18 protein-coding genes and 2 pseudogenes are annotated in these 26,293 nt (G+C 43.6%); 8 read left to right on the forward strand and 12 right to left on the reverse strand.

Annotated features, from left to right (window positions below; genetic code table 11):
* The first annotated feature begins 586 nt into the window (after positions 1-586).
* From FTV38_RS14150 to FTV38_RS14165, 4 genes and pseudogenes are all read left to right on the forward strand, one after another.
* The gene (locus FTV38_RS14150) at positions 587-1,234 is read left to right on the forward strand and encodes a hypothetical protein (RefSeq protein ID WP_004827010.1); all 648 of its coding nucleotides are present in this window, start codon (positions 587-589) and stop codon (positions 1,232-1,234) included.
* Positions 1,231-1,953 carry a hypothetical protein gene (locus tag FTV38_RS14155; RefSeq protein ID WP_159153672.1) on the forward strand — a complete coding sequence of 241 codons (723 nt, stop codon included), beginning with the start codon at positions 1,231-1,233 and terminating at the stop codon, positions 1,951-1,953. Before FTV38_RS14150 ends, FTV38_RS14155 begins: the two co-directional genes overlap by 4 nt.
* Positions 1,935-2,645 (forward strand): serine/threonine protein phosphatase, encoded by a 711-nt coding sequence (locus FTV38_RS14160; protein WP_004827016.1) that lies wholly within the window; start codon positions 1,935-1,937, stop codon positions 2,643-2,645. Before FTV38_RS14155 ends, FTV38_RS14160 begins: the two co-directional genes overlap by 19 nt.
* Positions 2,646-2,841: 196 nt before the next feature.
* Positions 2,842-3,078 (forward strand): annotated as a pseudogene (locus FTV38_RS14165) (hypothetical protein); the annotation flags it as partial.
* A gap of 124 nt (positions 3,079-3,202) precedes the next feature.
* Here the strand turns inward: FTV38_RS14165 and brxL are convergent.
* Genes brxL through FTV38_RS14200 form a run of 7 tightly spaced genes read right to left on the reverse strand, consistent with a single transcriptional unit; the run spans position 3,203 to position 17,336 of the window.
* Positions 3,203-5,242: a protease Lon-related BREX system protein BrxL gene (brxL, locus tag FTV38_RS14170; RefSeq protein WP_159153674.1), complete on the reverse strand. Its 2,040-nt coding sequence runs from the start codon at positions 5,240-5,242 to the stop codon at positions 3,203-3,205.
* A 29-nt stretch (positions 5,243-5,271) separates the two neighbouring features.
* Positions 5,272-7,896 carry a BREX-1 system phosphatase PglZ type A gene (gene pglZ / locus FTV38_RS14175; protein WP_180004191.1) on the reverse strand — a complete coding sequence of 875 codons (2,625 nt, stop codon included), beginning with the start codon at positions 7,894-7,896 and terminating at the stop codon, positions 5,272-5,274.
* Between the two features lie 43 nt (positions 7,897-7,939).
* Entirely contained in the window at positions 7,940-11,488 is a 3,549-nt protein-coding gene (gene pglX, locus FTV38_RS14180; protein WP_180004193.1) for a BREX-1 system adenine-specific DNA-methyltransferase PglX, read from the reverse strand.
* A 46-nt stretch (positions 11,489-11,534) separates the two neighbouring features.
* Positions 11,535-15,215 (reverse strand): BREX system P-loop protein BrxC, encoded by a 3,681-nt coding sequence (gene brxC, locus FTV38_RS14185; RefSeq protein ID WP_180004195.1) that lies wholly within the window; start codon positions 15,213-15,215, stop codon positions 11,535-11,537.
* Between the two features lie 40 nt (positions 15,216-15,255).
* A complete protein-coding gene (locus FTV38_RS14190) occupies positions 15,256-15,831 on the reverse strand; it encodes a DUF1788 domain-containing protein (RefSeq protein WP_086355031.1) in 576 nt (191 codons plus the stop codon).
* A gap of 16 nt (positions 15,832-15,847) precedes the next feature.
* The gene (locus FTV38_RS14195; RefSeq protein ID WP_121523422.1) at positions 15,848-16,459 is read right to left on the reverse strand and encodes a DUF1819 family protein; all 612 of its coding nucleotides are present in this window, start codon (positions 16,457-16,459) and stop codon (positions 15,848-15,850) included.
* 10 nt (positions 16,460-16,469) lie between these two features.
* A complete protein-coding gene (locus tag FTV38_RS14200) occupies positions 16,470-17,336 on the reverse strand; it encodes a WYL domain-containing protein (RefSeq protein WP_180004198.1) in 867 nt (288 codons plus the stop codon).
* A gap of 208 nt (positions 17,337-17,544) precedes the next feature.
* Here FTV38_RS14200 and FTV38_RS14205 point away from each other — a divergent pair, with 208 nt between their 5' ends.
* Positions 17,545-17,874, forward strand: a complete 330-nt coding sequence (locus FTV38_RS14205) for a DUF4236 domain-containing protein (RefSeq protein ID WP_005403805.1) — start codon at positions 17,545-17,547, stop codon at positions 17,872-17,874.
* A 273-nt stretch (positions 17,875-18,147) separates the two neighbouring features.
* Here the strand turns inward: FTV38_RS14205 and FTV38_RS14210 are convergent, their stop codons facing one another.
* The 3 genes and pseudogenes from FTV38_RS14210 to FTV38_RS14220 all read right to left on the reverse strand — a co-directional run bounded on the left by FTV38_RS14210 (position 18,148) and on the right by FTV38_RS14220 (position 21,624).
* Positions 18,148-19,380: an ATP-binding protein gene (locus FTV38_RS14210; RefSeq protein ID WP_160255372.1), complete on the reverse strand. Its 1,233-nt coding sequence runs from the start codon at positions 19,378-19,380 to the stop codon at positions 18,148-18,150.
* 550 nt (positions 19,381-19,930) lie between these two features.
* A pseudogene (locus tag FTV38_RS14215) lies at positions 19,931-20,242 on the reverse strand (HNH endonuclease signature motif containing protein); the annotation flags it as partial.
* A gap of 291 nt (positions 20,243-20,533) precedes the next feature.
* Positions 20,534-21,624 (reverse strand): IS4-like element ISAba1 family transposase gene (locus FTV38_RS14220; protein ID WP_120366390.1). Its coding sequence is split into 2 segments (ribosomal slippage): positions 20,534-21,084 and positions 21,084-21,624, totalling 1,092 coding nucleotides; the frame shifts between segments, so codons are not numbered across the junction.
* Positions 21,625-21,713: 89 nt separating this feature from the next.
* Between FTV38_RS14220 and sul2 the strand changes: the two genes are divergently transcribed.
* The 3 genes from sul2 to FTV38_RS14235 all read left to right on the forward strand — a co-directional run bounded on the left by sul2 (position 21,714) and on the right by FTV38_RS14235 (position 23,390).
* Entirely contained in the window at positions 21,714-22,529 is an 816-nt protein-coding gene (gene sul2, locus FTV38_RS14225) for a sulfonamide-resistant dihydropteroate synthase Sul2 (RefSeq protein WP_001043260.1), read from the forward strand.
* Between the two features lie 86 nt (positions 22,530-22,615).
* Positions 22,616-22,864, forward strand: coding sequence for a phosphoglucosamine mutase (locus tag FTV38_RS14230; RefSeq protein ID WP_071830581.1), 249 nt, complete (start codon positions 22,616-22,618; stop codon positions 22,862-22,864).
* A 61-nt stretch (positions 22,865-22,925) separates the two neighbouring features.
* Positions 22,926-23,390 (forward strand): ATP-binding protein, encoded by a 465-nt coding sequence (locus FTV38_RS14235; RefSeq protein WP_071830580.1) that lies wholly within the window; start codon positions 22,926-22,928, stop codon positions 23,388-23,390.
* Between the two features lie 73 nt (positions 23,391-23,463).
* Here FTV38_RS14235 and mph read toward each other — a convergent pair whose 3' ends face one another.
* Both mph and FTV38_RS14250 read right to left on the reverse strand, forming a co-directional pair.
* Positions 23,464-24,351 carry an Mph(E)/Mph(G) family macrolide 2'-phosphotransferase gene (gene mph, locus FTV38_RS14240; RefSeq protein WP_071830579.1) on the reverse strand — a complete coding sequence of 296 codons (888 nt, stop codon included), beginning with the start codon at positions 24,349-24,351 and terminating at the stop codon, positions 23,464-23,466.
* A 673-nt stretch (positions 24,352-25,024) separates the two neighbouring features.
* The coding region (locus FTV38_RS14250) for an IS91-like element ISVsa3 family transposase (protein ID WP_180015618.1) at positions 25,025-26,293 on the reverse strand (1,269 nt) is incomplete at its 5' end.

A 26,293-nucleotide genomic window follows, 5' to 3' on the forward strand; every position in this document is an offset into this window, starting at 1 on the left:
AAGTCGTTTGAATGATTTCTTCTTGGTCTACGTGCCATAAAATACTCCATATATTGATGTTTATAACATCATTTGAGGAGCAGAGTATCACTTATAGGAGTTGTTCAAATTTCCGGATCCATCTCTATATACCTTTTATAAATATTCATAAGTCTAATGGATACTTCAATTTTAAATAAAAACTGTAACTTTCCCTGATCTTATACTTTTATTAAATATAATGGCGGTTATCCGACATAGACACCAACTATCCCCAATTTCTGCGGATAAAACCGGGACAACTTTTAGCCATTTTTGTACGCCCTGGCGCACAGAGATTTAGGGATTTTGCGGCTAGGGCAGCTGCGGTTTTTTACTTATGATGAAGTCATACAGGAACAGGACGTTCCGGAACATAAAACAATAACGATAAGTTCTAGCACCAGGATTATTAGGTAGACAGCCCTACCTAGCACCAAACATGAAAAAGCCCGACAAGATGTCGGGCTTTTTTATTTAATATTATTTTTAAAAAATACTTGCAAATAGTGTAATGAGTTGATCAAATATGAATTCAGTCCACGGATTAAGGACAAGGTAACTTAATATGATTAAACCTCAAGACATTCTAGTTCTCGTAAAACTGATCTCTATTGAGAATCAGCACCAGATATTCAAAGAATACTATTCAGAAGCACAACTTGAGTGGGATAAATTAGAAGATGAGCAGTTAGATATCTTTTTAAAATTAAGTGCTTTTTATGATTCTTTATCAATCAGAGGGTTGGCTGAAGCAGTAGTTATTAGTAAAAGTGAGGTTGCAGAATCTTTAAAGCGTTTAATCAAGATAGGGCTATTGATCGTAACCTCTAATTCACCATTTAAGCGATTAGAGCTAGTAGAAATGCAATGGAAAACCAATAGAAGAGCTCTCTTAGACCTAATTATTTACAGTTTTCAATACTTTTTCCATACAGAAGTTGGTGCTATTGATATTGGTATTCCTACTGTTTTCAATAATAAAAAACTTTCAGATCATTTATCGTATTCTTCTTCATTACCTTATATTTGGCCCGCTCAAAGCTATCAATCAATTTCAGGATTAGCAGTTGAACCATTATATAAATCTGTACCATATGCAGCGTTAGATGATAATTTCCTGTATGAAGTTTTTGCTCTTATTGATGTGTTTAGAATAGGTTCCCCAAGGGAAAAGAAAATAGCTGAAAAGTTATTACGTGAGTATCTACAATGAATAATGCTTTAACACAAATGAAGATGCTAGAGCAGGTTATAAGTGCTTTAAGCGAGGATCTTATCAAAGACCTAGTATTTATTGGAGGGTGCACTACTAGCCTGTTTTTAGATCCAGAAAATTTATCTTTATCAACTAGATACACTCAAGATGTTGATTTAATTGTAGATATAAAGACTACAACCCAATGGTATGAGTTAGATGAGAAAGTCAGAAAACTAGGGTTTAAAAATTATCAAAGTTCAGATCCATTTGAAAAGAACACGGACTTCACTTGTCGCTACCAACTAGGGGAAGATCTAATTGTAGACTTTATGCCCACTGATGAAAAAATTTTAGGCTTCTCTAATTCTTGGTATCTAGAAGCTTATAAGAAAAAAGTAGAGTATAAGCTAGGAAATAATTTAATTATCAATACCTTAATGCCTGAATATTTCTTAGCAACCAAGTTTGAAGCATTACATGGCCGTAAAGAAGATCCCTTATATAGCAAAGACTTAGAAGATATCATCACAATTTGCTTGGGACGATCCTCCTTAGTTGAAGAAGTCTATAATGCTCCAACAGAACTCAAAGATTACTTATCTGACCAATTTAAAAAACTCACTGAATTAACTGATTTTGAAATCATAATGGAAGATCAATGTAGATTTGGCTCAAGAGAAAGAGCTTTACAAGTAATTCAAGCGATCATAAAACAATGGCCAAAAGCATATTAATAAACTCCTTTTCCTTATGTCAGAATCTTAGCGCACCAGAAAAATTTGGAATCGATGCTGTAGGGAACCTTACTGATAATGAAAATCTATATTTTTGTTACGTAGTGGATGGTCATGGGGGATGTAAAAACAGCGACATACTAGTTAAAAATTTTCAGGCTTATGTGCTTTCTTTGAAGGACGTCTTTGCTCAATTAAATAATACTACACAAGATATACATGATTTTTTTGAACGTCTAACAGAGAATTTTTATATAGAACATCGGGGAAAATTGCGACCTGCAGCAATGAGTATTTTGATGGTTATTTTTAGTCAGACTCAAATTTATTCAGCACATTTGGGTGATTGCAGACTTGGGAAAATCAATAATGAGCAACAAATCAGTTGGATTACTTATCCTCATAATTTAGCGATGAGCTTAAATAATCAAACAGATCCCCAAAGTATCGAAATGATACTTAGGTCTTCTTCAAATGATAATATTGTCACCAAGTCATTTAATACAAAAAAGTTAAAACCCTTGAGCTTTAAGACCTTAGATATTGAAAAAAAATCCACATATATTCTAGCATCCGATGGATTTTGGAAGCTTTCAGAAAATGATATAAAAACAATAATTTATAGCAAAAATTTATCCGAAGTATCTTCATTATTTGATGATATTTCTCTATGGGTTATATCATTCATTTAACATAAAGTCTCATATACCCAATTCGGATGTTAAAATCAAATAAACCTAATTTTTATAAGCAGATACTCGCTATGAACCGTACCGGGTTTGTCGGAGAATTTTTATTTAAGTTAGGCCACCTGACCTAACGGGTTAATCTTATCATTGTACATTGCTTCAAACTCAAAAGGCGATACATTGTCAACGGCATTCTAAAATTGCCCCCTTTTACCTTACAAATGGCAAAGTAAAATTGACCCCTGAAATCAGAGAAAGAGCGGTTCAATTACTAATTGAATCTGAAAAAGATTATCCTTCTACTTGGGCAGCAATCACAGCTATTGCTCCTAAAATCGGTTGTACTCCTGAAACATTGCGTGTTTGGTATCAAAAATATTTAGATCAACAAAATCCTGTCAAAATACAACAGATATCTGATCAAGAAAAAATGAAGGGTAATCCCCCACTAAAATACTAGCTCTTTAAAAGAGGCAGTATTATGCTTTTACAACATGGTGTTTAACTTGAGAAACTGAATTTAAAACAATCTACTGTAACTCTTCCAGACAGATATGAAATTAATCCACCCCTAGCCCCTTAAACACAGCATCTACCGGATCTGCATAAAAGCTGGTCTGGAACTTGGTAAACAGTTCCACAGGAATCGTTGGGATATCTGCCGCACTACTCATTGGCAAAGCAACCTTCTTGGCACCAGCATCAAAAGCAACTTGCAGACATTCGGCAATACTTTCCACCGGTGTCACAGAACCACCCAAGCTCATATCACCCAGTACCACCATCTGACTTTGTACCGATCGTCCTAACAGGCCAGAAGCGAAAGCCACTAAACTTGGTAAGGCAAGATGGCTGAGCGGCCCGGTATTCTGTAATTCAACCACATGTAAGTGGAAGTCATGTTCCAGCACCTTACTGCCACCCGATATTCTGGATGCATTGGCCTTGAAGTAGTCAAATGCGATTTTGACCTGCTCCTTGGCACTGCTTGAATTCCATAAGCCTGATGTCGCCAATTTTCCAGAACCTTTGGTCACTTGAAGTTCTAAGCGGTATAACCCCGGCATGCCTTTATTACTCAGCCCGATGGTATACAGAAAACCTGGCTTGGCTGGACCTTCAGGAATCAGTCCGCCACCCCCCTGCTCTTTGACGGAAACAAAGTGCTCTTCTAGGGTGTCATTGTCGATATAGCTAAAATGCACATCATAGAATTCCATCCCTCCAATTTTCTTCAGCTGTTCTTTAACCCGACGGCGCACCTGCAGTGCATATTGAAGACATTGCCGTACATCTTCTTTATTAAACTGACCGTGTGGGTAGAGCAGCTTCATCAATCCAGAAACCGTCTTGCGAACGGCGATCACATCACGCTGATTCAGGTTATTTCCGAGTTTGAAGTACTTCTCAATGGAATCTGCAAAGCTACGCTTGCGCATTTCCCGGAAGAATTCAGCCAGATAATCAACAATCAGGCCATAACGGTTGGTGAAGAACTCCGGGCGCATCTTGGGAATTTCCCAGCCGGGGATGTAAGCATGAAAACGATCGAAGAATGCCGAATCAATCATGGCTTCAGGGAACGGCGCCAAGAGATGGCTTGTTTTAACCAGAGATTCCACACTTTGGTTAATATTACCCACAAAAACCATCGAAGCTGAGGCTTCCATCTGTTCACGACCACGGGCAAAAGATCCAGAGGCCATGTAGTCTTTCATGATCTGTACGCCATCTTTGTCCTTAAAGGAAATACCAGCGACTTCATCAAAGGCCACCACATCCCAGAGTCCAACCAGACCAATACGGCGGCTACTCATGTTATAGAACAGATTGGCGACAGTGGTTTGCCCACCTGAAACTAGAATACTATTCGGTGAACACTCTTTGTAAATATGGCTTTTCCCGGTACCGCGTGGTCCAAGTTCACAGACGTTATAGTTATTTTCAACGAACGGAACCATACGCGCTAATAGGTGCCATTGCACGTCCTCTTTTAACGAAGCCGGTTCCATGCCGATCGAACGGATTAAACTCTCGCGCCACTGATCAGTGCTTAATGCTGCTCTGCCACTGAAAAGTTCATCCATATTCATATTCGGCATTTGAATCGGCTTGAGTAAACTCACCCCAAATGGAGAATTGGTTTGTCCTTCTTCATAATAGTAACTGAGCGTAGCAATGACCCAGATACCACCAACAAGTAATTTTTCATACTCTTTGACGATGCCTGCCGAGATTTCGGCATCTTTGATGCCCAGATTACTAAATGATGCTTCGTATTTGTCTTTACGCTCATTCAGTTTTACAGTCACCCGATCAATGACCTTATAACTGCCCCGTTCACGGACCAGGGATTTCACCTTCTCGGCTTCATCCGGTCGGACGTAGTTCTCAGCCAGTACGGTCTTTACGTTACGTAGTCCCTGTTCAATGATCTCTGGATCATCCGAGGCACAGTACATCCCCAGCAGGTATTCGAGTACATAGACAGGGACATTGGCCCCTTCTTTGATCAGTTTAGTTAGATCCTTACGTACCACCCGCCCAGCAAAGTGTTCATTCAGCAGCTGATCCAGTTCTTTATCGTTAGCAGATTCCATGTAGGCTACGCTCTATCGTTAATTCGTTATTAGAAGAAGTCATCGGTAAATGCCAAATCAATGGTGACCTTATAGCGTTGCATCTCGATATTCAGGTCTTTGTCTTTCAGTACCAGGAAGTAATCTTTCTTACGGTCAAAATCAGTGCCAGACAATGACAGTCTGACCTGTTTGACCCGATCGGCAACAGAGTCGGTAGTGCTATCAAAAGTCAAAGTTTCTTCACTGGAAACTTTAAGATCCCCATCATAAATGGCAATGGATAAAGTCACTGGCATGACCAGCTCACTGACAGCTTCGGTTTGCATCAAATCAAACTTCTGGATGTTATTGACCATCTTCAGCGTGGATTTGGTAGAAATGACCTCAACTTTACGCTTGGTCCGCTGTCCAGCCTTTTCACCACGTAGCTGTTTTACCATCAGTACCGGTACCACAATTTCCTGAGGCATGATGCCGCCATGCACGAAACGTGAGCCTCCTACGAAATGGAAACGGTTCGCCCCTTTTGGAATCCAGAAATCAGTCGCAGATAATGTGCCTGCCGTAGCTTGGGTTGAGCCTTTCCAGGCTTCCTTGCTCTCTGGTAAACCATGCCCAATCACATAGCGTTTTTTGCTCTTCAATGTATTGGCAGGTTTTTCAGTCAAGCTTGAACGATCCGCAGATTCCAGTTTACTTTGCTGGAACAGGAAGCCATGGTCGGCTGTAATCAACAGGGTAGAAATATTGAAGTGCATTAAGATTTTGCGGCTGAGTTCGGTCAGCTCTTCAATAGCATGTTCTACCGCCATAAAGGTTTCTGATTCTGTCGAGGCACTGTCACCGCGTGCATCAATCACGTTGTGATAAACGTAAATCAGCTCATGATCTTTCAGCGCTTCACGGCCTTCATCACGCGACCAGCCTTTTACCATTTCAGCGGTTACTGCCAATCCATTATAGGCAGCCAGAATTTTGGATCGTGCTGCAGTCCCTTTGCTGGACTGCCCATCTACTAAAACATCATCACCTGCGGCCTCTTTGTACTCCAAAGTCTGATGCGGCAACAACGAGGCCATGCCAAGTGTGGTGTAACTTGGGACAACGCCCAGCTGTGAAGACAAGGTCGCTTCAGAATAACGCTTTTCATTGATACGATCACGCAGCTCTACCGCAGCTTCATAACGGAAAGCATCACTGATAATCACCACAATACGGCGTTTCGTTGCGGAACTGAGTAAGGGTCTAACGTGAGTATCGTAGAAGTTCTGCTGATTTGGGATATCTGCCATTTTCCAGACATTCAAGCGTTGCTCAGCTTCAATCCGCTCGCCCCAGTTGCGTGCCAAGTGGTCAATAAACCAGTAGGAATAGCAATTTTCCACTTCTTCATCGAGTTTTTTCAGGATATCGACATGAGCGCGTTGAGAAGCAGCACTGTAGTGGCGATAGGCCATATCAAAGCGATACAACTCCTGCTCGTAGGCTTTATACAAAGCTTCACTGGAGTCGAAATAGAAACCGGCATCAAACTGCTGTCGCAGGCTAAACAGCTCAATGGCTGCCTGCAACGCTGTATAGACAGTACGATATTTACGGCGTGTTGCATCATCCTTATGTTTGGAAGCCCAATAACCATCCAGACGGGTAGAAATAATCGTTCTGAAATGTTCCAGTTCAGCTTTGGTTGCTGCAGGGATATGACTGGCCAAATCAACAATGATCTTTTGTTCAATCACTTCAAAGGTCATGACATCCAGCAGCTGCCCCAGATCAAAGGCCCCGACCCTCTCCTGGATCCGCAGTGCATTCGCCACGGTCTGGGAAAGCGTATCGAAGGTTGGGTAGTATTTAGAACTGTCTCTCCAGCGCGACAAAAAGGCTCTAGCCGTCGCACGGGAGCTGACGGATGACATCACCAGTTCTTGAGCCCATAGCGGTATATCGCCCAGGCTTTCACAGAAACCTGTAGTCATCAAACGGATAAAGAACGTACCGAGCTTGAATGGTGCTTCCCCATTCAATTCTTCAACCGATGCTGGATAACCAATTTCCGCCTGTAATGCGGTGACCAAAGCTGGCACCAGTTGGAATTTTTCCAGTTCAGCAAAGGAGTCTGGATTGACTTCCAGAGCCAGGTTCTGCTGTACCATTTCATCTGCCAGTGCCAGAACGATATGCATGAGTTCGGCACTGTCGGCCTTGACCACAGCTGCAATCATGGCCATATCCAGATTCTGTTCATCTGCATCAGGCTGGGTATAACGTTTTAATGCGCTCAGACGGGCTTTGGCTTTGAGGAACTCTTCACGTTTGGCCAGATGTTCTCTTAAACTTTGTTGCTGTAGCCCAAGCTCATTGAAAATAATCGAGAAACGATCGGCATAGAAGATGCGTGAATAGAGCTTGATGTCCAGTAACCAGTCTTTTTCAGTTTCAGGCTCAGGACTTGGAAAATACAGCAAGTATTTGCCCTGCTGATCCTCAAGTTCCAGTTTAAGCTTAATCGCAAGGCTGGATTCTTCTGCCATATTCAGAATATGAACATCATTCAGTTTTAACGCCTTTACTTCTTCGCTAAAGGACTGTTCCGCATCGTACCAGAAGACAATCCGGTGCTGTTCAATATAAAAGGCTTGTTCCAGACCTTGTTGTAGTTGACTTAAATTCATGCAACGACCTCATCAAGGTCTAGTACCGGAGAAAAAGCATTCATCATTTCTCCCCCGTAATCGCTTTGACTTCAGCCAACAAGTCCCCAAACTTGCCATAATTGACTTTCACCCCATCATCCAGATCTAACGTAATACGCTGATCGGCATAATGACGCAGCTTTTCTTCAAAAGTACTGAGTTCAGCCTGTTGCTTATGCAAGTCTTGCAGTTTTTTCTCGATGCGTTTGATTTCAGCCGCAGAGTCACTGCTTTCTTTTGCTGTTTCCAGAGAATTAGCATAGGCGGACATTTTGGAAATCAGTGGCATAACATATTCGGTACGCATACGCGCCAAGGTGCTTTCGTTATAACGATGCAAATACACCAACGCCTGGAAAGCCCCCTGTTTACCACTGCTGAATAGCCAGTAGATCGGGCGCTTTTTATAGGTCTGCATGTGATCTTTATAGAACTTGCTGGCGAGGTAACGGCGAATGGTGTCTTCAGCCGTTTCACTGGCTTTTTTATCTAAGCTTTCTGCGAGCCACTGCATATTGGCATCCAGTGTCTCTTTCCCCCAAACGGCAGTTAAGAACTCTCGAATACGGTGCGTTGCATCATCTTCAAACCAGTGCATTTCGGTCAATGGAATAATACCGTCAGCATCTGCCGGGAATGTTTGATAACGGCTAGCATCAAAGTCTTGATTACCTGCATGGGCATAGATCAGACCTGGTTCATCCAGACTATAACGCCCCATCATGCAGCCAAGTGCATAAGAGACTAAACGCTGGCTGTCTTTTTCACGGTCGGCACGAGTTAAAGTGATCTGTTCATCTGGTACGTCTGGTGTAAGTTCATCCTGTAAACCATAAGCATCAATAAACAGCTTATTGTTTTCTTCTTCCAAGCGTTTCATTTCAGCCACGGCGTCAGTATTTTGCTGTTGCCATGTGTTAAACGCTAGTTCTAAGTTTGGCTGTTGGCTACGAATAATGGGGTTTTGGGTAAAGTCCCATGAGGTTTCGTAGGAGTCCCAATCATATTTAGATAATTGAACACAAACCTTAATATTTTCTTCATTAGCTGCTTGTACATCAAATGGAAGTTTATTTATTTCGCCAACTCCAAAATGTAAGGTAGGATTCATAAGATTCATATAGTAGAAAACAACTTTTGAATTTAATAAACCTAATGTTGTTATTAAATTATTTGAAAAAACCATAGAACCTGTATTTTCAAATATAAAGCCTTCATCTACTAATCTTGCACAAAAAAAAGAACTCGAAATATCTGTCCAGGTTACGCCAGCTTTAAAATAATATGATGGATTTCGAATGGTAGAATTACGCTGCTGTTTAATTGCAAATCCATTTTTTTCCCAATTAATAATATGATTTCTGTTTCCATACCATTTTCTTGCAGTACCACCATCATTATGTGGGAACCATTTATTTAAATTAATTTGATTATTTTTGGCTACAAAATTGATCTTAGTATGATTGACTTCATACCACTCTCTTACAAACCTAGGTTTATCTCCGCTTGTTAGTCCACTTTTAGCATTAGCTATATCCGCTAATGCTGGCATTTTCTCAAAATTATCACGTATAGAATTACCTACCCAATATGCTATAGGACTACATGGTATTTTTTGGAAATCTTCTTGAATGGTTGTATCAAAGCGATTTAAATTATTTTTTAATAGGTATTGTTTTTCCTCATGATTTTTATCTACTAATCTGAAGAAAGCCGGCTTTACACCCCCTATATGTTTTTTTTGACCTACGAATGCTACAGTCTGTACAACTTCGCCTGATATCTCTGGAAAAGCTCGGGCTCCCAAATGAGCCATAGTCCAAATTGAATGATTTAGAAGTAATTTTTCCCGCATGTTTTGATATGATGTTAAAAACATCCATCCCTGCATTGTTACCATACTACTAGCACCAGATTCTTTACAAAAATCGAAACCACGTTCTATAAACATGGCAAAGAGGTCTGATTTACTATCAGGATAGTAATCTTTAGCGAATTCTTTTAAGTTTGTAATTGTATTCGCACCCATATACGGCGGGTTAGCGATTACAGCATCATATTTTTTCGCTAAAAGTTTTGCTTGTATAACCAAAGGCAATAATTTTTTAGCAGCGGCTTTCTGTAAGGTATCGCCCTCAATAACCAAGCCTTCTAAGGTATTTTGCAAATCGATAAAATCTTGTTCTGGGCTATCCATACAAATTAAAGAACCAAAAGTTGAGGCTTCTTTAAACTTAGCTAAAACTTCCTGAATCAGCTTAAAACGTTCGTCATTTTCAGGACTGCTTAAATCCTTTTGATCATTGCCAAACAGATCGACATGACTGCCTTTTTGCCATGCTTGGTTTAAGTTGAGATCTTTCCAGATTTGATCTGCATCTAAATCCTGACTGTCTTGTAGCGCAATAATATTCAGCTTCGGTGGATTGCTAAATAAACGGCGGTCATCCTCACGCGCTTTCATCAATAGCGCAAAACTGGCTAACTGCGCGGCACGGGTATCAATATCAATCCCGTACAGGTTGTTTTCCAGAATCAAACGTGGAATATCACGACTGCGGTAACCACGTTCCAAATAAATCGCTTTTAAGCAATCGTAGGCTTCCACCAGAATATGCCCCGAACCACAGGCCGGATCCAGTACCGTAATGCTTTCAGGGTTTAAGCTATCGCCATCTTCACTGATCCGTACATCAATCAGCTGTTTTAACTGTGCATTGACTTCATCGCTTTGCTCAGCCGGCTGAATATAGTATTCCCACCCACTGGCAAGCATACTTTCTGGCTGTGCCATCATCCATAGACGACCAACACTGTTCTGTACCAGGTATTTCACAATCCAGTTTGGGGTGAATAATTGTGTCGCGGCAGGGATATCTTCACTTTTGACAACTTTACCAATCACCTGGTCTTTCTTTTCAGAAATATAGAACTGATACAGCCAGCCAATAATCTGCACATCCGACCAGTCTTCTTCTGGAATACTGCTGACCAGATCACGGATCAACGAATCGGTTTTGGTCAGGTTATCCGGTAATAACAGTTCTGACTCATCAGACACCTGTTCGAACAGGAGTGGCATCACCTGATTCAACGCATGACACTGCGCCAGTAACAATTCACGATAGAGTTCTTCGTCTTTATTGCCATCCAGCTTGAGTTCAGCCACACGGCTGGCATCTAAACCCGGTAGCTCAATGTCCAGACATTCTTCCAGAATCTGCGGCAAGCCTGCACTACCATCGGCACTGCTCAGCACACGGCGACCATGATCCAGTAAGCCTTTGCATTCCATGTAGCGAATGGCACAGAGACGGTTAAACCAGCTATAAGCGATATAATCAATCGTCTGCTCAAAACTGCTGGTTTGAATGCGCTTGATCAGCTTCTCACGTGGTTTCATGACTGATAGCGGAAAAACCTGATCGCCAATCAGCAGCAAGTCCCCTTTCTGTTCTGCCGGTAAAATGCGGTCTGCGGTGATGCCATATTTAGCGGCTTGCTTGCGCATCGCTGCGATAAAATCATTTCGTGCTTGCGGTGCGTATTTTTTAATATTACTGGTATTCATCTTTAAACCTTTAATTAATGACTGATGCCGATATCCCTAACCCGAGTTAGCGGATACGCACACGCTTTTTATCACTCACGATTTTTTTCAGTTCAGCTTTGAGTGCGTCTACAAACTGATCCACTGATTCTTCTGTTTCCAGATAGACACTACTTGAGCTTTTGCTGTAAATGCTGGCGACATCAACTTCGACAACAGGTTTCGGTGGCACTACGGCTGTCACAGACTGTACCGGACTCGCAGCAGGTGTTGATGTAACTGGGCTGGCTGTAGTTGCTGAACTCGCCACACTCTCGGCTTTGCTCTGAGCCAGTTGTGCCGCTTTGGCCTGACGCTGGATTTCCGCCTGAACTTCGCTTTCCAACTCATACAAGGCTTCATCAAAACGCTCGACGCTGGTTTGAGTTTGCAACATATAGATGGTGGACAGGCTAGTTTCCACTTCAATATCCGTTTTCAGCAGTTGTAGTGGGCGTAATAGCTTGTTACTCAGCTCAGCGGTGGCAATACCACTGTTTTTAATCTCGGCTTCTAACTGTTTGATCTTGTCATCAATGTGTTCTATCGCCTGATTGCGCTTCTCAGTCAACAATTGCTCATTGACGCTTTCCACTGTACGAACCAAATCAGCCACTTTATTTAACAGACCATAGGGCGATTCAAGGGTGGAAATGCGATGTAATTCAGAGAGGGCTTTTTTTGCCACCTCATCACTGCCCAGCGCCTGTTTGTTTTTCTCAAAATGACGTAAGGCCTGTTGCAGTTGTTGCCAGCTTGGCATCTGGTTGCTGAAGAATTCATGAATATCACGATAATCTTCTTCCAGATCCAGATAGTCGTCCTTGTTCTCGACCACGGCCTTAAAGAAATCGAAGCTGTCGCTATTCGCCAGCAGACGTTCCAAAGTCAGAATAGACTTTTCAATCACTTTCTTACCCGGGAACTGCCCAACATCAGTTTTACTCTTATACGACTTAAAGTTGGCTAACCAAGTCTTAAGATGCTGCAAATAGAATTCAAATAGCTCTTTCTCAGTCGCTGGTCCCATCGCCGAGAACAGTTCTTGGGTGAGTTGGCGTGCCTGTTTCAATACCTGATCATCAGTCTGGCGTTTTTTAATGATCGACACATCACGGCGACGGCGGCTGTTTTGTAAAGGCTCAAAGGCATCTTTTAACTGTAAGCTGCCGCCATTTAACTGTAGTGAAATCCGCCCCATCGCAGCCAGCTGACCCACCAACAGTAAAATCTCGGCATCTGGCCAGCCATAAGGACGTTTGGCAAAACGATCCACCACATCTGACACCAGAATACGCTCTGTACCGGTGGCCCGTAGTGCAATGTACTGCTCCACTTCCTGTAGGGCTTTGGGATTGCTCTGACCGCCATCCAGAGACAATCCGAGCTGCGCCATATCATCCACAGTCAAGACGGCGTTCAGTTCACGCCAGGCATCCTGCTGATAGACCTGCAGATAGCTCAGTTTGGTATAAGTGTTTTCCAGCAAATAACGACAAGCCTCATCCAGCTTGGTGGTTGGACTTGAAGATGAAAGTTGTAGATGTTGACCCAAGGCATAACTTTCCGCGTCCAGCAACATTTCTTCGACCCGGACACGCAGGCGTTTTTTACGCTCCTGGTTCTCACGGCCACGGTCTGCCAGGATACGGGTGATATCGGACTGAGTGCCATCATCATTTAACCGAATAAATTTATTGGTTTTCAGCCAGGTGCGCAGTTCATTAAAGAACTGTTTATCGTCTGCCAGTTTAAACAGGACTTGTCCTTCGGCCTGAGTACTTTTACCAATACAGTAAGCTTCAGTATAGAGGTTGTATTCCGTATCCAGCGGAGAAATGATTTCAACTTTCAAATCGCTCTCATACTTGCCATCCAGGCTATGACCATCCAGAAAACGACCAATCTGATAGTCCATCTTGTTGGCTTGATGGCGGTATTTGTTCTGATCGCGCAGTAAATCTTTAAAGATCAGGTTGGCTAACTCTTTATTTTCTTCTGAAGCCGCTAAGTCTGTGGCTTTAATTTTTCGGGTAATATCCCGCTCTTCATTGGTTAGGAACAGGAACTCATCACCATTCCTAGTAATCAGGCTCTCTTTTTCCAGACGCTGCAGGCTCTCTTCAATCCGCTTGCGCAATGCCAGCTTATCTTCATCAATTTTCTCAATCGACAAAGTCACCAGGTTATCCAGCGTACCTTTGATGATATCGACATAGCGGATCATGAACAGGGTACGCAGCATCTGCACATCAAAACCATCCAGGGTCTTATTCTGCCCTGCCTGGTCGATGGTACGCTTCACTGCTGTATCCAGAAATCCTTCCACTGAAGTATAGAAGCGGTGGAAAGGAACCAGGGCACCGACTTCATCTGTAGCAATCGCATTCGCGGCCATCTGGAACGCATCCAACATGGACCGTTCACCATAGGCCAGGTGTGCACCGGTCGCACCGACCTTACGGATTTCTTCAAATACTTTTTGTACCAGCTGAAAATGGTACGGCGCAAAAGGATAGTTATGGATAAAGCTGTCTGGCCCCTCATAGTTCTTTAGGGTTGGGCCTGAACGGTCAAAGGTAATCTGATTTTTTAAGATATCGCCCTTTTGCTCAAACACTGATCTGAGCAATGCTTCTGCTTCTGGGGTTTTACGTAATAAACGTTTCTGGATGACTTCATCGGTATTGGAACTGGACAGTGATAACCGGGTTTTAAAACGACCAGCAATCTTGGAGAAGTCATTGGCTTTGGAAGAAGACATCTCACCTAAAACAGCATCGATGTCTGCCTGTGAGGTGACGATAATCCAAGCGCGGCCTTTACAGATCGTACCCAGGTTTTCAGTAATGGTTTGCAATGTCAGCATCAAGCGGGTATCGCTGCCAATAAACTGCCCCACTTCATCGACCAAGAACAACATGCGTTGCTGGGGTCCTTTGCTGTCCAGGTATTCTTTCACCCACTGACAGAAGTTTTCAACCGAAACACTAAAGGTCTGCTCAGAATCCTCAAACCACTTGTGTGCAGCTTCTGCTGATAGATTCAGTGCCTGAGAAATCGCAGTTTCGACATCATCCTGATAGAACTGATATCCGTCACGTTCTTCTAGCCAAGACATGCCGCTGGATTCCTCAAACGCCTGTTTAAAGCGTTCATACACCCCTTTCTGGCTCAGGTGACGTTCCATATGGGCAATATGTGGATGGTCAGCACTAAAACCCTGATACTCGTTAAACACACGTAAAAACACATTCAGGATCGGATTGCCATCGTCATTGGAACTGGCTTTACTGTCAATGTTAAACAGGATGACATCGGCATGATGGCTAACGGCCTTGCCAATATCGGCACGGATAAATGCATCGCGGATTTTAGTTTCATCAAAGAATTCTGCGGCGCTACGCTCGTTACCTTGCGCATCACGTACCACTTTATTGGCCAGAATATACGACAAGGTTTTCAGGAAATGTGATTTACCTGAACCAAAGAAGCCTGAAATCCATACGCCGACACGGTTGGCAATCGAAGGATCGCTCAGGTCTGTGCCATAAGACTGGAAAAAGTCCCGAAAATGCTTTTCCAGTTCATTGGTGACCACATACTCATCGAGTTCCTGATAAACCGTAGTATTGTCATTCTGGTCTGCTTTTACGACCCCGTTAATCGCACGATCTAATGGCTTATAAAAAAGTTCTTTAATGTTCATCTCAATCCATTCCCCCGAATTCTTATTTCTATTTGCCGTGTTAAGGCACTAATCTGAATGCTCTGTAGTAATTATTGCTTGGAATTTTTCCAAATAAACTCATCGCTTGACCGTCGTAATAACCTGGGTAAAACAGCACCACTGGCTTATGCCCCAGTAACGAATGCAAACTGTTCAATAAGTGATGGGCACGTAACAGTGGCCAAACCGACCCTACCCCAGTCATCAACACAATATCTTGTGCATTGGTGGCATATTTACTCACCAGATAGGGCGCGAACTTATCCATATGCAGTGGGCCTTTCAGCGCTTTGAGCAGCGCCTCATCGCCTTTGGCTTTTTGCATTTGAATGGCTTTATCGATGAAGTTACGCTCAGACAGATAATCCACCACGGCTTGCAGCAGGTTGATATTCACCACCTTCAGCTGACTGTGTTTTTTCTCCAGCATCCCGTCTAGAAAATGCAGATATTCGCGCACCTTCAACTCATCTTCAGGTGCATAATCAAAAATCCAGAAGCCAATTTCATTGCCCAATCCTTGTCCAGTGAGAAACTCGGTTGAAAGTATTCGCTCTGGAATCTGGTTCAGACGCTCATGTATTGTTTGACTCATTGCTGCCCCTCTACAACTAACGCGTCCATACCGACACTTCCATAGATCTTTTAATGCGTTGTTTATAATGTTCTTCCAACAGGCTACGCAGCTCTGCTCTGACGATCACGCGCTGCAACTCCAGCTTACGGGTACTTTTTAAATAACCGGCTTCTGCCAGCATGCGAAACACCACCTGCCCCATTTTTTTCTTGCTGGACTCTTTCCAATCACAGATATCCGGATCACGTTGTGAGCGTTCATCCAAAAAATCTGACCAGATATAACTGTCCAAGTATTGCGCCTGGGAGATATAGGCATCCCTCATCACCGTTTCCATAAACTCAAGCAGCAACAGGTTGCGTTCCAGTGCCCCACAAAAAGCCACCTGAGTCGCCAGCTCATCATCCCCATCCCGCAAAGCTTTCCAGAAATCAGGCTCTAAGCGCTCAAGACGCTTACGAATGGCAGTGGCGTTACGTTGGGCTGAAGCAGGCGTTCTTTTTTGCAGAATATTGTCAATCTGAATGGCCTGATGCCATTGTTCTGGAGTCGCTTCTCGTAATAACAGATCCGCGATCAGCCGGCTTTCACGCACCATCAGGGAACCGCCAATCAGGTCACTGTCATAATGAAATTGTTCTAACATAGCCAATCTCCTATGACGCCTGATCAAACAGGTAAGACGACAGCTTTTCGATATCTGAGCGTTGTAGTACCAAGGGATATTTCAAGGCATCATCCGCCTCAGCCAGCGTGATCGCGGCCTGATATCGCTGCAAAGTATAGTGAGCCAGGGCTTTTTTCACCGGAATCTGTAATCTGCCATCAGGCATGCCGAAGTCTTTTTCGACCAGCGCTTGTTGTGATGAGTTCAATTTTGGATTAGGGATCAGCGTCAGTACAATTTCTTCATGCCATTGCTGATCCTGAGCAGGGCCTACTGACTCAATCGCCATCACAACAGGTGTGCGATCAATTCTGGAGAGTAAAAAGTCCTTAAACTGCTTGCTCTGATGGCAATAGGCACGGACATGCCAGCGAAAACCGGTATACACCAGGGTGTGTGGGGAAATGATGCGTTCATGCCACTGCGGATTCTGCATCGAGGCATAAATCATTTTTAAAGTACTTTGGTTGCGGCAGGCACGCAAAACTTCCCGAATCACTTCAGGACGTACACTGCGATCAGGTAATTGAACTGCTGTAAGATTCGGTTCTGGCATCGCAATAAGGGCATGCGATTCACTGACCAAGCCCGAGAGCATATTGAGATATTCATTGATATGCGCTGTAGTCAGTACAGGCTGGAAGCTGGCCTTAGGCACATAACCCTTGACGGAGGGGTCATGAATCAAGGCATCGGGGTTATACAGCGTATTGTAACGCTTGATATCCGCAGAAGCCTGCTGTCGACTGAGCCCAAACCAGCTCATCAAACGATTGGTAACCAAACGACCTTCCCAGTAAGCAAGCAACTCGATGGCTCGCATTCGAAGAAGCACTTCATGCTTATCTGTCGTCATATACCAATCAGTCAATAAATAGCAGCTTTAAGATTACCCTACAGCAAATATACAGTAAATATTTTTGACGGTATTTAAAGGTAGTATTGCAATCATCAGATAAAAAATATACTAGTATCCTGATGATAGCCGTCAAAGTACGATCTCTAGCAGATCATGGATCCTGGTATAGCGCGTGAATTGAGCTAAGTTTTAGAATGAGAGAAATATGGGTTTTAGATTTCGTAAAAGTATTAAATTATTCCCGGGTTTTAAAATTAATCTGACCCATAAAGGCATCAGCAGTGCCAGCATTGGCAAACCTGGTGCTTCTCTAAATATTGGGAAAAAAGGTACGCGAACCAGTGTCGGCATTCCAGGTACGGGACTATCTTACTCTAAACACCAACCTTACTCTAAAAAGACCCGTGTTCCACAACCGACATCGCTAGAACACACGGAATATAATCCTCAGAATTTAGAACAACCGAAGGCAAAGATATGGCCTTGGATTATTTTTGGAATATTGTGTTTTATGGTGGGTGCCGTCATTTTTTAGCAAGAACCGCATTGTATTTTAATCAAAAAAAAAATGCCCAGATGGATGAATGGGCAAACTAAGGAATTAATATCCTTCAGAAACTCCAGCGCAATTCTCGCTACTTTCAGTAAGCGACTCTGGCTCAATCATGATAGTCTGACTCAATCGAGTCGAGGTAAATCGATCCATCACAATTGGAGCAGAAATTATGCTTGATCACACTCTTGGTTAATGCTGAAAAGTCTTTGAGTTTTAATTAATAAATAATAGTATCCATGTCTACCCTCAACTTTACTTATTTTCAGATAGCAACCAATCGAGAGCACTCATTTTTACAATACCATTATAATTCGCTTCAGTCCCTATCGTGTCTAATGTAAGCAAATACTTGGGATACGAATCAGAAATTTTCTGTAATGGACGTAACTCTCGGCTGAGTGTCTCCTCATTGAGCGTTTCTAATGCCACCTGATAATAAGTTAAATTCTGTAAAGTATCGACAGCAACAAAATCAATTTCATATTCATCAACCCGCCCTACATAGACCGTATAACCTCGTCTGACAAGCTCAAGATAAATCACATTTTCTAAGATATGACCTTGATCAGCATTAGCATCAGGCAACATAATCCGGCGCAATCCGACATCAACTAAATAGTATTTTTCAGAGGATTGTAATAACTCACGCCCGCGTACTTTAAATTGTGCGGCACTATAAAATAACAAACTGTCCTGTAAGCCCTGAATATAGCGTTTTACTGTTTCAAATGAAATTTTAACCCCACTTGAAACAAAGGTATTTTTAATTTTATTGATGGAAATAGCTGAGCCTGTCACGCTTGCCAAATATCTTGTGACACGCTCGAGAGAGTTAATATCGGCAGTATTCAAACGTGGAATAACATCTTTAAACATTACACTGGCATAGACCGCTTGCAAGTAATCATAAGTTTCCTGCTGGCTAGTCATGGCAAGCGTATAAGGGAAACTACTGCGCGTATACATGGCATACAAATCACGATTTGATAATTGTTGGATGATCGGATTATTTTCAATATGCCACTGTTTAAATTCTTGGAATGAAAGGGGTAAAACATGTTGCTCTATATAGCGTCCTGTAAGTAAAGTCGCAAGTTCTCCACTTAGAAAGAATGCATTTGAGCCTGTAATATATAAATCGATATAATCCCGAACATATAAAGAGTCGACTACTTTCTCAAAATTTGTAACATGTTGAATTTCATCTAAAAAAACATAGTTTTTTTTACTTTTATCAACTTTGGATAATACATAATCATGTAGTTTACGGTAATCGGTGAGTTCTTCAAATTCCATAAATTCGAAGTTGATGGCAATGATGTTTTCGGCTTGTACGCCCTGTGCTTTTAGGTCTTGTTGAAACATCGCCAATAAGGTGGATTTTCCAGAGCGACGTACACCCGAAAGCACTTTAATGACATCACGGTCTTGCCATGTATTCAGAAATTTTAAGTAGCCATCACGTCGAATATTAGCGCTTCTCATTATTTACACTTAGAATCTAAAGTTTTAATAAATTCTATCAAATTTTAGAATGTATATGTAAATATATTTAGTTTTAAGAAAAGTTTAAAGGTTAAGTGAAACATTCAAAGCTGCTGTAGAAGCATGTAAACATGCAGATCTGATCAAAATCCAAATTCTGTCTTTTTGATTATTTTCCATGTCATGTTATGTCATTTATGCTACGAGTTAACTGCTATATAAATTAAGTGAAAAGTAAATGGAACTAAGTTGTTAACTAGAGTGGAACTCATTTTTGTTGTGCTGATGGTCTCAGCCTTAATCCTAATTGCTTATGAAATGCTAAAAGGTTTATTTTAGAGCATCTATACAATTTTTGATCAAAAAAAGCCCACAGAGGGAATCTATGGGCGAAACTAAGGACCTTGACGGTCATTCAGAAACTACAGCTAGTTTCTGGTTGTGATTCTGGACTGAATTAAAAATAACCATATTGGCTGAATGTATCAAAAGTTAAATCATGTGATTAATCATTGATACTTCTGCAAAAATGAGCTCATCGCTCTGTTGATTAATACAGTAATTCACCAAACAAATCCGCTCTAATCTCTTCCAGGCTCAGATCTGATTTCATCCTATTACAGATGGGATGAACCAGCAGACCATTCTCTAGAACACCTTGCCCACCTACGGCTTTGGCAATCCGATGATCCGATTCAGTAGAATCAAGATAGATCAATCCATCACAAATGAGGCAAAAGTTATGATTACCCACCAGAAAATTGTGCTTAAGCAGACTCTTGGTTAATGCCGAAAAGGCCTTGGGCTTTGACCGAGAAATTGGACTAATCGACTCCACATATCCCACTCTATTGTAAACAAGACATTTTTATCTTTTATATTCAATGGCTTATTTTCCTGCTAATTGGTAATACCATGAAAAATACCATGCTCAGAAAAGGCTTAACAATATTTTGAAAAATTGCCTACTGAGCGCTGCCGCACAGCTCCATAGGCCGCTTTCCTGGCTTTGCTTCCAGATGTATGCTATTCTGCTCCTGCAGCTAATGGATCACCGCAAACAGGTTACTCGCCTGGGGATTCCCTTTCGACCCGAGCATCCGTATGAGACTCATGCTCGATTATTATTATTATACTCTGTACACGACAAATTTCACAGAACCCTTATCCTATCAGGATTCTGCTTTCTTAAAATTGCCAAAATTTCCTTAAACTCTTCTTTTTTCCCAAAACCAATTAAACGCTGAATCGCCATTTGAACATAGTCTAAACCATAGCGAAATAAACTCATTGAGAGTCGTCCATGCTTCTTTATTTTTATCGCTTTTTTTTGATTATGTTGCCATTCACCCGTTAAGTAACACCAACAGAAGCTTATAGTTAACACCGCAATCAATTTTTTCACTCGTCTAGGGTCTGTCAAGCGCGTATTTTCAAGATTAAACCCGCGTCCTTTGAGACAACTGAATAAGGTTTCAATTTCCCAGCGTAATGCATAATCCTGAATAGCATTGGCATTAAACTGAGGAGAAACGACGAGTAAAAGCTCTCCATTTTCTAACTGTAGTGCACTTATATATAGTTTCACCCGACCAACCAAAATCCGTCGTTTACGACATTCAATTTGACCAACTTTAAGATGGCGAAATAAATCACTAATTTTATGATTCTTTCCTAAATGATTGGTGACAATGAAGTTTTTTTAACACGAATGCAGAAGTTGATGTCTTGTTCAATTAACCATGTAAACCACTGCTCACCGATAAACTCTCTGTCTGCGAACACATTCACAATACGGTCTTTACCAAAAATGGCTATAAAGCGTTGAATCAAAGCAATACGCTCTTTCGTATCTGAATTTCCACGTTTATTAAGCAATGTCCAAAGGATAGGTATCGCTATTCCACGATAAACGATTGCGAGCATCAGGATATTAATATTTCGTTTTCCCCATTTCCAATTGGTTCTATCTAAAGTCAGTTGCACTTGGTCGAATGAAAACATATTGAAAATCAACTGAGAAATTTGACGATAATCAAAATACTGACCTGCAAAGAAGCGCTGCATACGTCGATAAAATGATTGTGGTAAACACTTGATGGGCAAGGCTTTAGATGCAGAAGAAAGATTACATGTTTGCTTTAAAATAATCACAAGCATGATGAGCGCAAAGCACTTTAAATGTGACTTGTTCCATTTTAGAGATTTGTTTAAGATAAGATATAACTCATTGAGATGTGTCATAGTATTCGTCGTTAGAAAACAATTATTGTGACATTATTTCAATGAGTTATCTATTTTTGTCGTGTACAGAGATTATTATAGAAGCCCCCATGAATAAATCGCTCATCATTTTCGGCATCGTCAACATAACCTCGGACAGTTTCTCCGATGGAGGCCGGTATCTGGCGCCAGACGCAGCCATTGCGCAGGCGCGTAAGCTGATGGCCGAGGGGGCAGATGTGATCGACCTCGGTCCGGCATCCAGCAATCCCGACGCCGCGCCTGTTTCGTCCGACACAGAAATCGCGCGTATCGCGCCGGTGCTGGACGCGCTCAAGGCAGATGGCATTCCCGTCTCGCTCGACAGTTATCAACCCGCGACGCAAGCCTATGCCTTGTCGCGTGGTGTGGCCTATCTCAATGATATTCGCGGTTTTCCAGACGCTGCGTTCTATCCGCAATTGGCGAAATCATCTGCCAAACTCGTCGTTATGCATTCGGTGCAAGACGGGCAGGCAGATCGGCGCGAGGCACCCGCTGGCGACATCATGGATCACATTGCGGCGTTCTTTGACGCGCGCATCGCGGCGCTGACGGGTGCCGGTATCAAACGCAACCGCCTTGTCCTTGATCCCGGCATGGGGTTTTTTCTGGGGGCTGCTCCCGAAACCTCGCTCTCGGTGCTGGCGCGGTTCGATGAATTGCGGCTGCGCTTCGATTTGCCGGTGCTTCTGTCTGTTTCGCGCAAATCCTTTCTGCGCGCGCTCACAGGCCGTGGTCCGGGGGATGTCGGGGCCGCGACACTCGCTGCAGAGCTTGCCGCCGCCGCAGGTGGAGCTGACTTCATCCGCACACACGAGCCGCGCCCCTTGCGCGACGGGCTGGCGGTATTGGCGGCGCTGAAAGAAACCGCAAGAATTCGTTAACTGCACATTCGGGATATTTCTCTATATTCGCGGTTCAGCAGGCATGTCCCCTTTGAGGGCGACCCGACGACAGGATAATCGACCTTATGGTGCGCAAATATTTCGGCACAGACGGTATTCGTGGCAAAGCCAACGAAGGCGCGATGACGGCGGAAACCGCCTTGCGCGTCGGCATGGCGGCTGGCCGTGTCTTTCGTCGCGGTGACCACCGCCATCGTGTCGTGATCGGCAAGGATACGCGCCTGTCGGGCTATATGCTTGAACCCGCGCTCACAGCCGGTTTCACCTCGATGGGCATGGACGTATTCCTTTTTGGCCCGCTGCCGACAACGTAATAGGAAGAATAAACGCCCTTTTCACCCAAGTCCAAATTAATTTGCCGATTCCATAATCAGGGTGTATTACAATTCCATAGAGTTTTTCAATCCAGGTGGTTTAGCTGATAACTTAACGATTGATCAGCTTCTTCGTGAAGATTACTCGCCATGGGCGCGCAATAAAAGGATATCTGCCACGTTCAAAGAAGCGCATTTTATTGAAAAATATGGGTCAGGCATCAAACGAATCCAAGAAGGCTTCGCATCCTATGGTCTGCGTCCCCCTGTCTTTGAAAATTTCCAGCACGGTTTTCGAGTTATTGTCTCATCAAAGCTACTTTTCGAATCTAATGAGGGAGTAAGTGAGGGAGTAAATCTACTATTTAATCAGATAAGAACTAATCCAGGAAAGCGTGCACCATTTTTAGTAAACGAGCTATTAGTTCCTGTCAAGATAGTAGAGCGGTGGCTCAAAATCTTAAGAGATGATCATAAAATCGAGTTTCGAGGAGCTCCTAAAAGTGGAGGATACTGGCTAAAATAGAAATCAATGATACTCTTAAGTGGCACCAATCGAACTCCTATTTTAGCATTTAAAAAAGTATCCTCACATCATTTTATTGAACAATACCTAAGGCTGCTCTGGCGGCATTGATATGATTATCGTCGTTGCACTCTACCGCAAAAGCGCCATATGCTAATGGAGCTGCAGCAGCCCTCTCTATAGATTGTTCGTAGAGCCTATCCCATATCGTTCCGCCTTGTTTAGCATACTCCGTTATCAAACTCTTCAGGCTATCCTCTCCAAAAACCGATACGTGACCAGAAAAGTCCAGTGCAGGATCACCCATATGCGCAGTAGACCAATCTATGATACCAGAGGTCTTACCTTCCTTCGAGGTTAAGACATGCCCTGCATAGAGATCGCCATGGATGAAACAAGTGAATTCAGGCCACAAAGGGTCATTGTCCAACCATCTACGGTATCTGTTTTCCAACGGCTCGCTGATACCTATCTCAGATTTCACCAAGTGGATACGGTCAGCTATTTCGGTCCTCAATTCACTTGGAGTCATTATTTTCAAGTTGCTCTTTCTCACATCGTCAGCTGTAATACGATGTAATTCGGCCAATGATTTTGCCAGAGACTCCACATAAGCTATGCTATCGCGATCTATGTTCCAAGAAACCTCATGTGTTATCGCATCGAATGTCAGAGCAGGCGCATCCTCCAGTAAAGGGTAGGCTATTAGGCGCTCCGATACAATTTTCCAATCAGGGACATTGATCGACAGGTTTCTTTTGGCTAAATCCAATATTCTACTTTCATTTTCGATTTGTTCAAGCATATCGCTTCTTCGAGGTATACGGAGTACCCAGTTCTCACCGTTTACTTCCTTTACAAAGGCAACTCTAAAGTCGATGCCCATCTCATTGACGCTCATCTCTTCCGAAATTCTCAGCCCATGCTCTAGGGCTAATGTTTGCATATCTTCGATTGTCATTTCTATACTGTTTTCTTTTATTAAATTGGTACCAGTTCCCCCGACAGGACATTCTGAATGTCATATACAGGTGTAACACTTTACCCATATTCTTTTCGTATGGATAACACTTCCCATCAGGGAACAAAAATCTGATACATGAATTAATTGTGAGACAGTAGACCTACTGTCGCATTGAAGCCATCTCGGCGACTATTTGATTAGGAAAACCAAGGCTTTGCCATCATAGCCTTATCATAGAAGTATAACATAGTTGTAAAGATAGAAAATTATTTTTTATTCATCCATGATGTTATTATTTTATAATAACATCATCTAAACATGTCCTGTCGCTCTTTTGTGCTGTGATATTTCATACCTATTAACTGCTTTCGTTTGAATTATACGACGTTCTACTCACAATAGGGCAAGGGTTACTCATTCCGTAGGATGCGGTTCACGTATAGGAAGAATAAACGCCCTTTTCACCCAAGTCCAACAGCTTTGGACCGCAGTTGACTCTTTCGACACCCCTGCGATGCAACCCAATCCGGCTGACGGGGAGCCAGCAACGCTGAAAATTTACCCTCCTCTTTCCCACTAGCGGCTCCTTTTCCGACAACCAGCACGGCGGATCCCTGCCGCGGCGCTGTGAACGCAGCATTTTGATTGGTATCGTTGGCCTTCAGGCTCGTCAGTCAAACAGACCCAGGAGCAGCTCAGCCGGTGGCGCCCGGCTTTCGGGTAACGCCCTGGTCCCGCTGGTTTCGGCTTTGTGCTTCAGGTGATCAAGGATCTGCTTGATCACTATAGGGTCTTCAATGCAGGCGATGACTTTCATGGCGCCGCCGCAGCCGCTGCAGGTCTCGATGTCGATATTGAAAACACGCTTGAGCCGTTGCGCCCATGTCATCGACGCTCGCCGTTGTGCTGGTGTTGCCGGTTCATCAGCCACCCTGACCTTGTTGCCCCTGCCCCGTTTTGCCGGCGTGACCAACGCCCGGTGCCGACTGTTGGGTGCGAACACCCCGTGGAAGCGGGTTAGGTTGACTCTGGGCTTCGGTACCAGGGCGGCCAGCCTTGCAATGAAATCCAATGGTTCGAAAATGACGTGCGTGGTGCCGTCCCGGTACGGCGTCTTGAGCTGGTAGCGCACGTTGCCGCCTCGTGTTAACGACAGCCGCTTCTCGGATACCGCCGGGCGGCTGATGTACCGGCACAGCCGTTCGAGCTTCTTGCGTTCATCGGCCCTGGCCGCCACGCCGGCGTGCAGGCTGGACCCGGCTACCTTGCCAATCCCGTCACCGAACGGATCACCACTGGTCGGCAGAGTTTGCAAAGTGAACACCTTTCGCCCCGCCTGTGAACCGACAGCGATACGGTAAGTGATCGAGTGCCCCAGCAGGGGTGTCATCGGGTCGTCATCCACCGCATCCGAGGCCAGATAGCTGTTTTCGACATCCCGTTCCAGCAGGCCTTGCCGTTCCAGATAGCGACCCACCCGGTGGGCGATGGTGTGCGTCAGCTGGGTGAGCTCTGGGCTGGTCGGCGCCTTGACCCAGCGGAAACGCGCTGAGCCGTGGGATTGCTCGACATACACACCGTCGAGAAACAGCATGTGGAAGTGAACATTCAGATTGAGCGCCGATCCAGAACGCTGGATCAGGGTGACCGCGCCCGTCTTGGCCACTTGGTGGGTATGGCCCGCTTTCTTGACCAGGTGCGTGGCAATGACGCGGTAAACGATGCCCAGCACCCACCCCATGATCTCGGGCCGGCTGGCAAACAGGAAACGCAGCTGAAACGGGAAGCTCAACACCCACTGACGCATGGGTTGTTCAGGCAGTACTTCATCAACCAGCAAGGCGGCACTTTCGGCCATCCGCCGCGCCCCACAGCTCGGGCAGAAACCGCGACGCTTACAGCTGAAAGCGACCAGGTGCTCGGCGTGGCAAGACTCGCA

This window comes from Acinetobacter sp. YH16044, from assembly GCF_013417145.1.
GTDB lineage: Bacteria > Pseudomonadota > Gammaproteobacteria > Pseudomonadales > Moraxellaceae > Acinetobacter > Acinetobacter amyesii.